The organism is Pseudarthrobacter sp. C4D7, from assembly GCF_013359725.1.
GTDB lineage: Bacteria > Actinomycetota > Actinomycetes > Actinomycetales > Micrococcaceae > Arthrobacter.
On sequence record NZ_JABFMW010000003.1, the window covers coordinates 144553 to 160004 of the forward strand.

The following is a 15452-nucleotide window of genomic DNA, read 5'->3' on the forward strand; positions in this document are numbered from 1 at the left end:
CTATGCAGCCCCCAGCTCAGCAGTAATACGGTTTCGAACGTCAATTTTGCCGGTAACGGCAGCAGAAATTAGAGCAGCACGGCGCTCCTTGGACAGCTCGATGGCTTCCTCGGCATCAGCGATGGCAGCATCAATCTCTGCGGTCTCGAAGTCGAGGTAGTCAACGATCTCCTCCTGCTCATCGACCGGAGGTACAGGCATAGGTAAAGTGGCGTACTTATCAGCACCAATGTTCTGAATCGTGGCAACCGTTTGTGACGCATTTTTCCAGTCGAGGAATGGTGTTGATTGGAAAAACCTGTAAGCGAAGCGCGGCAATAGTAACTTTGAATCACACTCCACCCTGATGAGATAACCCGCGAAGCAGCTCGGTGGACTGTCTTCCGGCACGATGAACGCTTTCCCTACGGTGGCCCCGCTTCGTGCCAACAAGATGTCGTTCGGCTTCACCATATAATCCGCTGCTACTTCAGGGGGCAAGGATTTAAAAGTCTCGTCCTTGAGTTTTCCGTTGTATCCAAAGTCAGTGATTCTCAAATAACGCACCCAGTCAGGGTCGTCAAATTCCGCCGCCTCATTGGCCCCGTACTTTAGCTTCGATGCCAGCAGATGCCGCAGGGAGGCTATGCTCCAGCCTTCCGGCACTTCTCCCAGCCACTCGACACCGCTGCTCTTCATCTGGACAGTGCGATCGAGTCCTTTGGTGACCGCACGAGTGATTGTTGCAGCCCGCCGCTCGTTCAGTAGCGCGATGAGTTCTTCCTGATCCGCGATGAAGTCATCGATCTCAGCAGTTTCGTGGTCAAGGTAGGAAGCAATAGCACGTTGTTCATCCAGAAGGGGAAGTCTCACCTTGAAGTTCCTTGTGAACGACTCCGGAACTCGTTTTAGCCCTCCAGCTCCGGTCATTTCTGCTTTCCCAAGCTGCTTGAAGCGGTCTTCAACCAGGACATAGAAGAGGAACTTGGTGTCTACGGCATCCCGTGCCCTTACGACAGTTACCTCAGTGGTCCCGAATCCAACTCCTCCGATCAGACCGCCCAGAACCGCTGCTTTCCCGTTCTCAAAGCAGGGCGTTACCTTCGCATAGGCAATGTCACCATTCTCGAAGAACGAGTATCCGGTCAGCACGTCTTCTACACGGCGCGTCTTAGTCGCGTCGAATGACCCGTCTTCCCCAATTGCTTCCATCGGAAGAAACGAGACTTCTGCCTCCCGAGACTGCCGTATTTCCGGCGGGACGCTTGGATTGATATCCACTACATAGCGGAGACGCACTTCCTCCCAGTCGTTGCTCCTCATGCCTTCACCGCTTCCAGACGCGCACGGATACGGCCCAACACGGCGTCAAGATCATCATCGATAACTTCCAACGAGCGCGGCTCCTGATACTTGTAAAAGTGACGCGTGAACGGGATGTCATAGCCGATCTTGGTCTTAGACTCATCGATCCAAGCATCTGAGGCGAACGGGAGCACCTCCCGCTTGAAGTACTCATCAACATCTTCAGTCAGTGGCACGTTTTCAGTATCGCGAAGGTCCGGATCGGATTCTGGGGAGCCCTTTGCATTGGTGCTGATTTCACCTTCTTCATCGCGTGCCGACAGTCCGGCCACCAGCGTCTTGAGCTGGGGACCGGTGAGAACTACTCCACAGGCCTTGAGCGCTGCCCGCACGTCAGTCGTGAATCCGTCCCTGTTGGTCCAGACGTGCTCAACGTTGAGTTCTGATAGTGCATCGCGGACGGCGGCGACCTCAGTTTCGGTCAGCTTCGCAAGTCCTTTTGAGGTCAGAGCAGAAGCTACCCGCGCCTCGGTGACAGCAAAGTTGATTCGGAGGGGGCGCTCGACGGTGATTGTCCGGTAACCAAAATCAACGTTCTTGAAAACCTTGCTGTACTCGGACCCGGCATCGTCATAAGCACCATAAAGCTTCACAATGCTCTCAATGTGCTGTTCGCTCAGTTCCTTGCGCTTGGACCCGAGGCTCTTACGCATCTTCCTGTAGAACTGCTCGCTGGAAGCGTCAATGAGCTGGACCGTTCCCTTGCGTTCCTCAGACTTGCGGTTGGTCAAGACCCACACGTAAGTGGAGATGCCGGTGTTGTAGAACATGTCAGTAGGCAGCGCGATCAGCGCCTCCAGCAGATCGTTCTCCAGAAGGTACCGGCGAATCTCTGACTCACCGGAGCCAGCACCCCCTGTGAACAGCGGCGACCCGTTCAGGACGATGGCAGCGCGCCCACCACCGTCACGTACGGGACGCATCTTTTTTAGCAAGTGGAGCAGGAACAAGAGCGAGCCGTCAGAAACACGTGGAAGGCCGGGGCCAAAGCGCCCCTCGAATCCCAGTTCCTTATGTTCCTTTTCCACGACGGGAAGTGCTTTCTTCCAGTCCACACCGAATGGCGGATTGGACAAGCAGTAGTTGAAGGTCTTGCCACTGTGCCCGTCGTCCGTGAGCGTGTTCCCAAGAACGATAGAGCCAATGTCCTGACCCTTGATCACCATGTCAGCCTTGCAAATGGCGTAAGACTCAGGGTTCAGTTCCTGACCGGCAAGGGTCAGTGTGGCGTCCGGGTTCATCTTCCTGATGTGCTCATCCGCAACGGAGAGCATCCCGCCCGTACCAGCGGTGGGGTCGTAGATGGACCGTACGATGTTGGCCTTGTCGAGATCGTTGTCGTCCGGAGCAAAGAGGATGTCCACCATCAAGTGAATGACCTCGCGCGGGGTGAAGTGTTCACCCGCTGTCTCATTAGAGGATTCCGCGAACTTGCGGATCAGTTCCTCAAAGATCAGTCCCATCTCGTTGTTTGAGACCTTGCTGGGATGCAGATCGATGGCAGCGAACTGCTGAGCGATCAGGAACAAGAGGTCGTGCTCGTGCAGCTCCTCGATGCGTTCTTCGAGCTTGTACTTCTCAAAGATGTCGCGCACGTTGTCAGAGAACCCGCGTACGTAGTCCAGCAGGTTGTCTCGGACGTTCTCTGCGTCGCCGGTCAGCTTCTGGAAGTCGTACTTGGACGTGTTGTAGAAAGCGTGCTTGGACTTCCGGGGTAGCAGCACCGTCAGTGGGATGCCACCGTCCTTGGACTTCTCGTACTCAGCCAGTACATCTTCTTTGGTCTCTGCCAGCACAGCATCGAGACGACGCAGGATGGTGAACGGCAGGACGATGGAGCCGTACTGATGGGGCCTGTAGCTGCCGCGCAGCAGGTCAGCAATGCTCCAGATGAAGTTGGCGTAGTTCTGATTGGACAAGGGTTCCCCCGGTGAGTCTCGGTTGAGCAGGTATTGGACCCATGTTATCCCGGCAAATCACGATGGTTTTTTGAGGTGCATTATTTTCGCTTGAGGCGTCAAAGTAACTAGCTTTCCTTTGAGTCATCACTAATCGCTCTCCAAGAACCACCCCTAGTTAGCCCGTCAATCAAAGTAGCCACGCCCCTATTTCAATATTGTTGACGTTCCTACCGCACTCACAAATTCAACAATGTTGTCGCTTAACTGCCATGTCGAAATTGTTGCATTTATTCCAACTGTGGTTTATCTTGAATTTCAAAGGCTCCCTCGTGGGGCCTTTTAGTGTTTCTGCGTACTGGACGTTAATTAAACCAGTGCGATTCAATAAAAAAGATGGCCCCAGCGGACAACTAGGGCCATCTTCACACAACTACCGCAAGTGACAGCCTGCGGATCGAAACTACTCATACGTGAAAGGTGAGTGGCTCCATGCTATCTGCCTCCAGATCGGAATTGCAAGATTATTCTGGGAATAATTCTAAAACTGAACATGACGGCTACTACCTATCGCTTCTTGCGGAGTCGTTGCGACGGGAGCAGTTCCTTGTTCAACGCCTTCTCCAACAATGCAATAGTGGCGAGGTCGGGGATGGTACGTCCCTTAATAATTCCATTGATGGTGCTATGGGAGATACCACCAGCCATTTTTCCAAGCTCGCGATACCCGATATCCAGCCTGTGCATCTCATCAACGAGGGCCTTCGCGAACAATCGTGCGTACTCAGCGGGGACATTGCCAGTGAAATCAGCGGCGAGCCAATCAGCTCCCTCGCCAGCGACTTCAGCGGGCTTGACAGCTTCTCTCCGGGACATGGTTCAACTGTAAACCACATTGCCGATAGACCGTTCGTCCCCTTCGAACTAGTGGGCGCTCCCGCTGACCTCAGAAAACTTTTCGGCAAACATGCTTGTCAAACCCCGCCTGCTCGACATTACACTGGTCTATATATCGACCAGTCAAGCGAGTCGGTGGGAATGGAAACAATGGCGACAACCAAGCCTGAGCAGGGAATTCTGATCACTGATGCAGTTCAAGTTGTGCTCAAACACTGGGCGGAAACCAACGCGCTCCAAGACGAATCACTTCTTACCTTCGAGAAGCTGCTGACTCGCTACGCAACCTTTGTCACCAAACTGGGAGTACCTGCGCTTGCTGACCAGTCTGAGGATTTGGCAGCGCAATGGATTCAAGCAAAAGGACGCGACCGGAGCGGCAACGTAAAACTCCCTGCACTGTCAACGATGAATACTCGTCGTGCAGCATTGCGGAAGTTCTTTCGGGACGCGGACGCACTCAACCTTAGTGACACAGGACTGTTTGTAAGAGTTTATGTAGCTCCCCGTCCCACCGGACTCGCACGTCCCCTCACCAAAGATGAAGCGGAACGAGTCTGGCTTTATGCCAAGGACTCTGGCAGTAATACCCGCCGCCCCGTCATGTTTGCGCTACTACTTTCCGGTGTTCATTCATCCGAAGTGGGACTCATCACCACCAGTGATGTTGATATAGCTAACCAGCGTGTATGGGCGCATGGAAGCACCGATCGAATTGAACCTCGCTGGGTCCACTTGCCAGACCCGTATTTCGCCGCAGTGGTTGATCGCCTCAATTACCTCCGGGGTTGGGTTCCTCCTTTCCGCACCTTCGAAACATTCCAGCTCACGCAAGGGACAACGCACCGTCCCGCAGGTAAGTCGCAAAATCGCGCTGCGTCAGCCTGCAAAGAAGTATTCAAGATGGCGGGGCTGCACAACGATCCACGAATTACGCCTTCCTCCGTCTCTCTCTATGCGGGGTCTCGCATGCTCATCGAAGGCGAGCGGCTCGAAGTAATCACTCAGACGCTGGGTTACTCATCCCTTGATGCTTGCGCCAAGGCCCTTGGTTATGACTGGAAGACGGGCGAAATCGGCTAATTATGAGGAGGAGCCACGCTAGCCCAGCGGATCGCGAGTACGGTTGGACATCCGACCGTACTGCTCTTGCTGTGCTGCGCGCTTCCTACATCGTGGACATCTCCAAGGAGATTCCGAAACGCGACCGGTCCAAAGCTGGACGCCCAAATCAGCATCCGGATCATATCTATATCTTTGCAATGGCACTGATAGGAGTCTTCGGCGCTGAACGTCCTGCCGCCGCGTGGATTCGCGAGCGAACGAATTGGTTCAAAGTACGCTCCCACTCCCGCCGATACTGGGGCATCGAACTCGCAGAACACCCGCCTGCCCGAAGCACTATCCACTACAACTTGGATCGGTTGTCCGCCTTCAGCACACTGATTCGAGAAAGGTTTGCAACCCTAGCCATTGAGCAGGCGCAGCAACAAGGGTGCCTAACGGAAAACGTCAGCACCATGAACAAACCGCCGCGATCGAACGTAGTCGCGGCTGACGGCACCGTACCGAAGTCTCGTCTGCGCTCGAAGACTGCCGACCGACTAGAAGCGGAGGGCAAACTCCGTCGCCCAATACCCAAGTACAAGGAGGGTGGGGAAGACGGTCACTGGGTCTCGGGGTTCAAGGAGCTGGTCCTAGTAGTCCGCCCAGACGACCATCCCAATTCCCGAGTAATTCTTGGCGCGTTCCCGGTGCCCAAGGAGGGGTATGGTGGCGAGGCAGGCATCGCTGTTGCTGAGCTTCAAAAGTTGCGCCAGCGCACCAAAGGTTTTCTTGGCTTGCGTTACGACGGTGCCTTCACTGGCGTGCACATCGACGCCATGCAAAAGTCAGGCGTCAGCGTTATTAGTCCCGTACCCAAGAGTGACAAGCGACGCTTGTTCAGTACTGTCACGTGCTCTGGAAAGCACGTCCACACGCTGTATACGGAGGCGGGGGACTTCGTAGAGCTTGAGCTTCTCGATACAGGAGAGCATCACGCGGTGCCCTGCAAGCGTGTAGGGCAGTACTCCCGGAAGAATGCTGACGGAACCTACCGGTGGTACACAAAGATTGAACTCGCGTGCGGGAACCATCACACGGAGCGGTTGGACATTACCGAAGAAGACAAGGAACGTGATTTCAACCGTACTCAGGTTCTACGCATGCACCCGCCAGCCACTGACGAGTACAAGAACACTTATGGGTGGCGTCAGGATGTTGAGAGCGTCAACAACAACTTGGATACGACGCTCTACCGTCACCGAATGGTGGCTGACACCGTAGAGAAGCAAGCGCTGGTCATGATTGGGTTCGCTATCGCCCGGAATGCCGTGAGCGCCAAGGTATTCGCGGAGAGGGTGCGAACTGGGGCGCTTACAGCTCCACCCACTCCTGCGCTTCAAACCCTGTCCGCAGCGTAGGAAGACAAGAAATGTCCAAGTAGCCTCGATCAAGCCTGTCTTCGGACAGGCTTTTCATCGTTCAAAGACCAATTCACTATGCGCTCGTGCCCAGAAACAGCCGTGTCGCGGTGACAACGAGGTTCAAAGTTTGCCAAAGTCTGGGGTAGTCTGAATCTCGTTGTTTTCGCAGGGATTATTGGACAAGATATTGGACAGTCCCACTGCGGCTGTAGCTCAATGGTAGAGCGCTAGCTTCCCAAGCTTGATACGCGGGTTCGATTCCCGTCAGCCGCTCCAGTTCCTCCCGCTGCACACGGCCCCTGGGCTTCCCCCACGGTGTATGGTCTGCAGTAAGGAGCCTTTTGCGGTTCCGCTACAGGAGCAATCATGTCTGATAAGTCCCCGCGTCAATCGGCATCAAAGAAGTCCGGAAAGTCCATCAAGGAAAAGCGCGCAGACAAGAGGGCCGCATCCGCCCCTGCCGGCTCCCTGGACTCCACGCCCACCAAAGCGGCGAAAAAGAAGTAACCCAGCACCAGGAATCTGCTGAGACCAAGTACAAGACCCCGTCATCAAGATGGCGGGGTCTTGTTTCGCGCCGGCGGGTACGCTCCCTAGGTTCCTGCCTGCCGGCTGACGATTCTCAACGGCAGGCGGTCCTTCGTGTCCACCCTGATTGTCAGGCCACCCTTGCGCGCCAGGATGACACCCACGGTCAGGGCCGCAAGTGCGGGAACACCACCGGATACCAGCAGGGCCATGTGCGGATCCGCGTGCTCGGCAATCCACCCCAGCATCGGTCCGCCCAGCGCCTGGCCACCGATCAGCACCATGATGTACAGGCTCATCACCCGCCCGCGGATCCCCATGTTGGAGCTGACCTGGACCAGCTGGTTGGACCCGGTGAGGAACATGAGGCACCAGAACCCGGACAGCACCATCACCGCCCCAAACCACACCAGTGAGGGGGCAAGAACTGCCAGGCAGAGCATCAGGCCGTACATTCCAGCGCAGAACACCACGGACCGCAGGCGCAGCTGCCTCCGGCGGGTGGACGCCACCGCGCCGGACAGTGCACCGAGTGCCACCAGGGCATTGAGCAGCCCGTACCCGCCGGCGCCCACCTCGAAGACGTGGTCCGCGAACGCGGCCAGCAGCACCGGCAGGCTCATGGCGAAAACGGAGATAAATCCGGCCATCAGCCAGGGCCAGTAGATGGTGGGCTTGCTCAGGGCATAGCGCAGCCCTTCCCGCAGCATTCCCTTGGTCTTGGGGGTGGGAGCGTTGACGTACAGCTGGTCCTTCCGGAGGATCAGCAGCATCACCACCGTGGAGCAGCAGGCAACGGCGTTCGCCGCGAACGCCCAGCCGGCGCCTACCGCCGTCAGGAGCAAGCCCGCAATGGCGGGGCCAATCAGGCCACCCAGCTGGAACGTCGTGGAGTTCACGCTGATGGCATTGCGCAAATACGTGGGACCGACCAGTTCATTGACGAACACCTGGCGTGCGGGCTGGTCAAGGACGGTCACCAGGCCCAGGACCAGGGCGATGGCGTAGACGTGCCAGACCATGATGACGCCGGTGAGGGCAAGCGTGGCGAGAGTTGCGGCCAGGATGGCAGCCATGCTCTGACAGAGGATGAGGATCTTCCGCTTGGCGAACCGGTCGGCGATCATGCCACCCCACGGTCCCAGCAGCAGGGACGGCAGGAACTGCAGTGCCACGGTCACGCCGACGGCTGTCACTGATCCCGAGAGCTGCAGGACCAGCCAGTCCTGGGCAATCCGCTGCATCCAAATGGCGATCACAGCGATGAAGTGCCCGGCGGCGAAAATCCGGAAGTTGGGCACCTTCAGCGAGATGAACGTGTGCTTCCAGGGGAGCCGCTCAGCCACCACGGGAAGCGGCTGGGTCTGGTTGTCCGGCGGGGCTGAAACCGCCGCATCGATGACTGGCTGGGAGACGGAAGCCGACGAAGGCGGAGGCGGTGCCACAGGAGTGTCCTCAAAATTGCGGGCGGTCTTGGTTGGATGCTTTAACGCTAGGCTGGCCCAGCAGATTATGGAGAGGTATGGTCCCTATAACTCGTATTGCAAAACGCAATAACAAGGGCTGCAGGAAAGGGAAACGGACCCCACATGTTCGAACCAGCACAGTTGCGGTCTTTCCTGGCGGTGGCGGACACCCTGAGCTTCACCAAGGCCGCCGAACGCCTCGGCCTGGCCCAGCCCACCATCAGCCAGCACATCCGCAAACTTGAAGCGGCAGCCAAGCGCAGCCTGATCACCAGGGACACCCGCGACGTCCGGCTCACGGATAATGGCGACGCGATGGCCGGTTTCGCCCGGACCATTCTGTCCGCCCATGACGCCGCCGCCCGCTACTTCTCGGGGTCGGCCATGCGGGGGCGGCTGCGGTTCGGCACCGCCGATGACCTCGCCATCACCGGGCTCCCCCGGATCCTGCGGGAGTTCCGGCAGATCTATCCGCAGATCAACCTGGAGCTGACGGTGGGCCAAAGCGACCAGCTGTACCGCAAGCTCAACGCCGGGCAGCTGGACCTGGTCTTCGTGAAGTGGGTGGCCGGCGCCAAGGACGGCACCGTGGTCCAGCACGACTCGTTTTCCTGGGTGGGCCTGGAGCAAACAGTGATGGAACCGGGGAGCCCTGTCCCCCTGATCGCCTACCCGTCCCCCAGCCTCAGCCGGAAACTGGCCATCGACGCACTGGAGGCCAATGGCAGGACGTGGCGGATCACCTGCACCACTCGGCAGATCAGCGGGGTCCTGGCGGCGGTCAGGGCGGGGATCGGCGTGGCCGTGATGCCTACGTCGCTGGTGCCCGAGGACCTCAAGATCATCACGCGGCGCTTCGACCTGCCCGCGGTAGGGGACGTGGACTTCACCCTGATCCGGAACCCGCTGGCCAATGCCGAAGTAATCGACGCCCTGACCCAATCAATCGTCGGCAGGACAATTAACCGCCAAACTTAACCCTCCGGCGGCCCAATATCCAGCATTTAGGGGAGTTAGGGGGTCCGTGTCCATTGATAGGGGAATCGGCATCACCTATGCTGGATTTTCAAGGTCAAGCAGCAGGCCAGTTCACTAAAACAAGCGATTATCCGCATGCCGGAAATCATCGCTTGGGACAGGCAGCCAATGACGACAGCCAGGAACATCCACCCCGGTTCTGCGCACGCACGCCCGTACTCTGCTTCACGGCCGTCCACCCGCCAGAACACCCTCGGAACCGGACATGCGTCCGTCGATTCCGGATATGTGGGAAAACCCACCTGTGACAAGTGCCGTACGGACGAGTTCGTTTACCTCGAGTCGTACATTCCACCCACGTACCGGCGCGACGGAACTGTATCTGCGCTCGGCGAGGTGGCTTACACCTGCACCCGGTGCGAGGACTTCTCGGCGCACAGTGTCCCGGTCACCTGGACACCGCCGGGCTGGTACCTGGGTTAGCGGACAGACAAAAGGTCCGGTGGTTGAACCCGTTTCCACGGGCCCGACCACCGGACCTTTTGCTGCCCTGCGGCTTAGATCAACTGGTCCGAGAGGTGGTTCGGGGTGCCGAACCGGTGCGCGGTGATGCTGACGGCCTGCTCGTGCAGGAAGGGCAGCAGCTCCACGCGGCCCGCCTCCGTGACGGGGTGGGCGTAGATGGCCAGGTCGGGGCGGCCGCCGGTGGCGTCGGCGAGTGCCGAGGCGTCCCCGCCGATCAGGCGGACCCGACCCCCGGACAGCTTGCCGGCGGCGGCGAGGCGCCCGGCGGAAGCCAGCCAGCCGGCGTCGGACTCCACCGTCACGTCGATGTCCTGTGCGGTGAGCACGGAGCGCAGCTGGGCGGGAAGTTCGACGGCGGTGGACACAGTGAGTGCCGAACCTGCCAGCACGCCGGCCGCCGCAGTCCGGACCAGGTGTGCCAGTGGCGCACCTTCGGAAAGGCGGATGGTGACCGGCAGGCTGCGGTAGCGGAAGATATTGCGCTCCGCGCTCAGCCCGGAGACGTCCTTGGCGGTGCCGAACTCCTCAGCCCAGGCTTCGGCGTCGGATGCCAGGGCCCGCTGGACGGATTCGAGTTCCGCCGGCGCAAGGGCGGGACCTGCGGCGTTGAGGATGCGGCGGACCGCCGCGTTGGCTACCGGTGACTTGGCGGATGCCTCGGCGGGGAGCCAGTCACCCAGGCCGGCCAGGTAGTTGGGTCCACCGGCTTTGGTGCCGGCACCGACCGCCGACTTCTTCCAGCCGCCGAAGGGCTGGCGCTGGACGATGGCGCCGGTGATGCCGCGGTTGATGTAAAGGTTTCCGGCCTGGATGGTGTCCAGCCAGGTCCCCAGTTCCTCGGAGTTGAGGGAGTGCAGGCCTGCCGTGAGGCCGTATTCGATCTGGTTCTGGATGGCGATGGCTTCTTCCAGGGTGTCCGCGGTCATGACGCCCAGGACGGGGCCGAAGAACTCCGTCAGGTGGAAGTAGGAGCCACGCTTGACGCCGTAGCGCACGCCCGGGCTCCACAGCCGGCCGGTGCTGTCCAGCTTCTTCGGCTCAACAGCCCAGTTCTCCCCCTCGCCCAGCGTGGTGAGGGCGTTGAGGAGCTTGCCGTTGGCGGGTTCGATGATGGGGCCCATCTGGCTGGTGGGGTCCTGCGGGTAGCCCACCTTGAGGGAGGTGACGGCGTCGATCAGCTGGTTGTGGAACCGCTTGGAGGTGGCCACCGAGCCCACCAGGATCACCAGGGAGGCCGCGGAGCACTTCTGGCCGGCGTGGCCGAACGCCGAGTAGGCCACGTCCTTGGCGGCGAGGTCAAGGTCGGCGCTGGGGGTGACGATGATGGCGTTCTTGCCGCTGGTTTCGGCCAGCAGCGGCAGGTCCTTGCGGAAGGAGCGGAACAGCTCGGCGGTTTCGTAGCCGCCGGTGAGGATCACGCGGTCCACGGCCGGGTGGCTGATCAGCTGGGTGCCGAGTTCCCGCTCCCCCAGCTGCACCATGGTCAGCACGCCCTTGGGCACGCCGGCCTCCCACAGCGCCTCGACCATGACGGCGCCGCTGCGGGCAGCCTGCTTGGCGGGCTTGATGACGACGGCGGAGCCGGCGGCGAGTGCCGCGAGGGTGGACCCTGCCGGGATGGCAACCGGGAAGTTCCAGGGCGGGGTGACAACGGTGAGCTTGGCTGGGACGAACGTGGCGCCGTCGACCGCGTCCAGCTTGCGCGCCGATTCGGCGTAGTAGTGGGCGAAGTCCACGGCCTCGCTGACTTCGGGGTCGCCCTGGTCGATGGTCTTGCCGGTCTCGCTGGCCATGACCTCCAGCAGGTCCGCGCGGCGGGCTTCCAGGATCTCCCCGGCGCGGTGCAGGATATCTGCGCGCTCGTTGCCGGACAGGGCGCCCCAGTCCTTCCCCTTTTCCACGGCGTTGGCAATGGCCGAGTTGAGCGTCTCCTCGTCATTGATGAACGCGGCGTTCACGGCGGCGTCGCCCAGCGTGGAGGCCGGGACGCGCTCAAGGATGGCGCGGCCCCAGGTGCGGTTGGCCGGCAGCGCGGGATCGGTGTCCGGGGTGTTCCGGAACCCGGTGTGCGGCATGGCCTCCGGGGGAAGGTTCCGGTCCTGCCGGCGGTTGGGCAGCGGGACGGTGTTGTCCAGCGCCTCCAGCGAGGAGAGGAAACGCTGCTTCTCGCGCTCGAAGAGGCCTTCGTTTTCGCTGAGCTCGAAGACGGCGGACATGAAGTTTTCCTGGCTGGCGCCTTCTTCGAGGCGGCGGATCAGGTAGGCGATGGCGACGTCGAACTCGGACGGGTGCACCACCGGCGTGTAGAGCAGGAGGGAGCCGACGTCCTTCTTGACGGCCTCGGCCTGGCCCTGCGCCATGCCCAGCAGCATCTCGAATTCGATGCCGGACTCCACACCGCGCTGCTTGGCCAGGAGCCACGCGAAAGCGATGTCGAACAGGTTGTGGCCTGCCACGCCGATGCGGATGTTCTTGATGCGTTCGGGGTGCAGGGCGTAGTTGATGACGCTCTTGTAGCTGGTGTCGGAATCCTGCTTTGATCCCCAGGTGGCCAGCGGCCAGTCGTGCAGCGAGGCTTCCACCTGCTCCATGGGCAGGTTGGCGCCCTTGACTACACGGACCTTGATCCCGGCGCCGCCGTTGGCGCGGCGCTTTGCGGCCCAGTCCTGCAGCCGGATCATGGCGGACAGGGCGTCGGGGAGGTAGGCCTGGAGCACGATGCCGGCTTCGAGGTCCTTGAACTCGGGCTGGTCCAGGATCCGGGTGAAGACCGCAATGGTCATGTCCAGGTCCTTGTACTCCTCCATGTCCAGGTTGATGAACTTGTTCTTCTGCCCGCTGGCGGAATAGGAGGCTGCGCGCCGGAAGAGCGGGGTGAGCTTTTCGACGACGTGCTCCACGGCTTCATCGAAGGCCCAGGCGGAGTGCGGGGCCACGGTGGAGGAGACCTTGATGGAGACGTAGTCGACGTCGGGCCGGGCCAGCAGCGTGTGCGTGCCCTCCAGGCGGCGGGATGCTTCGTGCTCGCCGAGGACTGCCTCGCCCAGGAGGTTGACGTTGAGCTTGATGCCTTCCTTCTTGATCTTGGCGATGGCGGGGCCCAGCTTGGCGTCGGTGGCGTCAACAATCAGGTGCCCCACCATTTCGCGCAGCACCTTGCGGGCGATGGGGATGACCACCTGTGGCATCACCGGGGCCATGGTGCCGCCGAGCGCTACGGCGCTGCGCATGTACCAGGGCAGGAACGCGGGAACCTTGGGCGCCAGCTTGGCGAGGTTCCGGGCGGCGACGTTCAGGTCCTCCGGGCGGACGACGCCGTCCACGAATCCCACGGTGAAGTCCAGGCCGTTGGGGTCCTTCAGGACGCCGGCCAGCTGCTCTGCGGAGGCGTCCACCGGAACCTTGGCGGCTTCGGTGAGCCAGCGCCGGACCAAGGCGACCGCTTCATCGGCGAGGGCCTTCGCCTGGGGCACGTCGACGTCGACCGTCCGCGGGGTGGCCGCTGTGGTGACTGCCGGTTCCATTGCAACGTGGGTCATTCTTTTCCCCATCTTTCCTGGTGTTCTGGGAGGTCTTTCCACCAGTATGAGCTTCTACTCACATAAGATAAAGCGATGTTTTCCAATCAATACAGATTAGGAAAACCAACGAATTTCCGGGCCGCCCAAAGGTTCCTTAAATGTCGCCGGCAGGCCTCCCACCCTCCCGCCTGCGCTATCAGTTTTGGTTGCCAAACAGGGTGTTCGGCAACCAAAGCTGATAGGGCCACGCGGGGTTTGTTCGGGTGGAGGACCTGCCGGGAGCGGGCCGTCAGGAAAGCGGACGGTGCATGTCCGCGAGTTCCTGGTGGCGGGGGCTGTTGGGGTTCATCAGCGAGTGCTTGCGGCCGTAGCCGAAGTAGATGACCAGGCCAACGATGAGCCAGACCACGAACCGCAGCCACGTCTCCCAGTGCAGCTGGAGCATCAGGAAGGCCGAGGCCAAAACGCCGAAGGCCGGAACCACAGGCATCAGCGGCAGGCGGAAGGTGCGCGGGGCATCCGGGCGCTTGTAGCGGAAGATGATCACGGAGAGGCACACGACGACGAACGCGGCCAGGATGCCAATGTTGGTCAGGTCAGCCACGGCTTTGATGGGGAAGACACCCGCCAGGAAGGCGGAGGCGATGCCGCCGATCCAGGTCACGCGCTGCGGGGTGCCATGGCGGTCGGTCTTGGCAAACCAGCCGGGGAGCAGGCCGTCGCGGCTCATGGAGAACCACACGCGGGTGACGCCAAGCAGGAAGGTGAGCATCACGGTGAGGATGGACAGCACTGCGAACACCGAGATGATGGTGGCGATCACGGGCAGGCCTACGGAGTTGAAGGCGGAGGCGAAGCCTGCCTTGGGGTCGATCTCTTTATAGTTCTGCATGCCGGTCAGGACCAGCGTGGCGGCAACATAGAGCAGCATGGCGATGATGAGCGAGAGCACGATGGCCTTGGGCATGTGCTTCTTGCCGTCCTTGGCTTCCTCGGCCGCGGTACTCATGGCGTCGTACCCGAAGACTGCGAAGAACACGGTGGCGGAGCCTGCAACAACCGGGCCGAAGCCGCTGGGCATGAACGGGTTGTAGTTGTTGGTGTCGATGTAGAACACACCGAGACCGATGATGAAGAGGATCAGGACCACCTTGATGGCCACGGCCACCAGTTCGAACCGGCCGAAGGCCTTGGTGCCGCGGGACAGGATCCAGGTCACCAGCAGGCAGACCAGGATGGCCGGGATGTTGACGATGCCGCCCTTGCCTTCATCCGCCGTGGACGTCATCCAGGTGGGCAAGTGGATGCCGATGCCGGCCAGGAAGGCGTCAAGGTAGCCGGAGATGCCGATGGCCACCACGGCCACGATGGCGATGTATTCGAGCAGCAGGTCCCAGCCGATGAACCATCCGATCACCTCGCCAAGGGCCACGTAGCCGTAGGTGTAGGCGGAGCCTGCGCGCGGGATCATGCCGGCGAACTCCGCGTAGGAGAGGGCCGCGGCCGCGGAGGCGAGGCCTGCAATCAGGAAGGAAATCAGCACCGCGGGCCCCACCCCGGGTGTTCCTTCGCTTCCGGCGGCCACCAGCCCCGCGAGGGAGAAGATGCCGACGCCGATAATGCCGCCAACGCCAATGGCGGTGAGCTGCCACAGCCCGAGGGACTTGAACAGGCCGCTGTGCTTGCTTTCTTCTTCGATGTCATCGATGGGCTTGCGCCGCATGATCGATTGGCTCAAATCTTTGCTGCTCATCAGGAACTCCTGGTTGGGGTGCGACCCCGCCGCGGCACGCCAAGAAACCTGGCTGTGACGGGGGTAACTCGGTT

11 protein-coding genes and 1 tRNA gene are annotated in these 15452 nt (G+C 60.5%); 6 read left to right on the forward strand and 6 right to left on the reverse strand.

Going from position 1 to position 15452, the window contains the following annotated elements; translation table 11 throughout:
- The 3 genes from HNO81_RS04245 to HNO81_RS20370 all read right to left on the reverse strand — a co-directional run bounded on the left by HNO81_RS04245 (window position 1) and on the right by HNO81_RS20370 (window position 4118).
- A complete protein-coding gene (locus HNO81_RS04245; protein ID WP_175316885.1) occupies window positions 1–1302 on the reverse strand; it encodes a restriction endonuclease subunit S in 1302 nt (433 codons plus the stop codon).
- The gene (locus HNO81_RS04250) at window positions 1299–3263 is read right to left on the reverse strand and encodes a class I SAM-dependent DNA methyltransferase (protein ID WP_175316886.1); all 1965 of its coding nucleotides are present in this window, start codon (window positions 3261–3263) and stop codon (window positions 1299–1301) included. Before HNO81_RS04250 ends, HNO81_RS04245 begins: the two co-directional genes overlap by 4 nt.
- 546 nt (window positions 3264–3809) lie before the next feature.
- Window positions 3810–4118 carry a helix-turn-helix transcriptional regulator gene (locus HNO81_RS20370; RefSeq protein ID WP_175316887.1) on the reverse strand — a complete coding sequence of 103 codons (309 nt, stop codon included), beginning with the start codon at window positions 4116–4118 and terminating at the stop codon, window positions 3810–3812.
- A 171-nt stretch (window positions 4119–4289) separates the two neighbouring features.
- Between HNO81_RS20370 and HNO81_RS20375 the strand changes: the two genes are divergently transcribed.
- The 4 genes from HNO81_RS20375 (at window position 4290) to HNO81_RS04275 (ending at window position 7114) form a co-directional block, all read left to right on the forward strand.
- Window positions 4290–5222 carry a site-specific integrase gene (locus HNO81_RS20375; protein WP_175316888.1) on the forward strand — a complete coding sequence of 311 codons (933 nt, stop codon included), beginning with the start codon at window positions 4290–4292 and terminating at the stop codon, window positions 5220–5222.
- A gap of 71 nt (window positions 5223–5293) precedes the next feature.
- Window positions 5294–6604, forward strand: a complete 1311-nt coding sequence (locus tag HNO81_RS04265; protein WP_175316889.1) for a hypothetical protein — start codon at window positions 5294–5296, stop codon at window positions 6602–6604.
- 205 nt (window positions 6605–6809) lie between these two features.
- Window positions 6810–6883: transfer RNA gene (locus tag HNO81_RS04270), tRNA-Gly, on the forward strand.
- A gap of 90 nt (window positions 6884–6973) precedes the next feature.
- Entirely contained in the window at window positions 6974–7114 is a 141-nt protein-coding gene (locus HNO81_RS04275; RefSeq protein ID WP_175316890.1) for a hypothetical protein, read from the forward strand.
- A gap of 86 nt (window positions 7115–7200) precedes the next feature.
- Here the strand turns inward: HNO81_RS04275 and HNO81_RS04280 are convergent, their stop codons facing one another.
- Window positions 7201–8580, reverse strand: coding sequence for an MFS transporter (locus HNO81_RS04280; RefSeq protein WP_175316891.1), 1380 nt, complete (start codon window positions 8578–8580; stop codon window positions 7201–7203).
- Window positions 8581–8724: 144 nt separating this feature from the next.
- On the opposite strand from HNO81_RS04280, the gene HNO81_RS04285 reads away from it, so the two are divergent.
- Window positions 8725–9579 carry a LysR substrate-binding domain-containing protein gene (locus HNO81_RS04285; RefSeq protein ID WP_175316892.1) on the forward strand — a complete coding sequence of 285 codons (855 nt, stop codon included), beginning with the start codon at window positions 8725–8727 and terminating at the stop codon, window positions 9577–9579.
- 168 nt (window positions 9580–9747) lie between these two features.
- Window positions 9748–10062 carry a hypothetical protein gene (locus HNO81_RS04290; protein WP_175316893.1) on the forward strand — a complete coding sequence of 105 codons (315 nt, stop codon included), beginning with the start codon at window positions 9748–9750 and terminating at the stop codon, window positions 10060–10062.
- 74 nt (window positions 10063–10136) lie between these two features.
- Here the strand turns inward: HNO81_RS04290 and HNO81_RS04295 are convergent, their stop codons facing one another.
- Both HNO81_RS04295 and HNO81_RS04300 read right to left on the reverse strand, forming a co-directional pair.
- On the reverse strand, window positions 10137–13643 hold the full coding sequence (locus HNO81_RS04295; RefSeq protein WP_175316894.1) for a bifunctional proline dehydrogenase/L-glutamate gamma-semialdehyde dehydrogenase: 3507 nt from the start codon (window positions 13641–13643) through the stop codon (window positions 10137–10139).
- A 271-nt stretch (window positions 13644–13914) separates the two neighbouring features.
- Window positions 13915–15378: an amino acid permease gene (locus HNO81_RS04300; RefSeq protein ID WP_175316895.1), complete on the reverse strand. Its 1464-nt coding sequence runs from the start codon at window positions 15376–15378 to the stop codon at window positions 13915–13917.
- Between the last annotated feature and the right edge of the window lie 74 nt (window positions 15379–15452).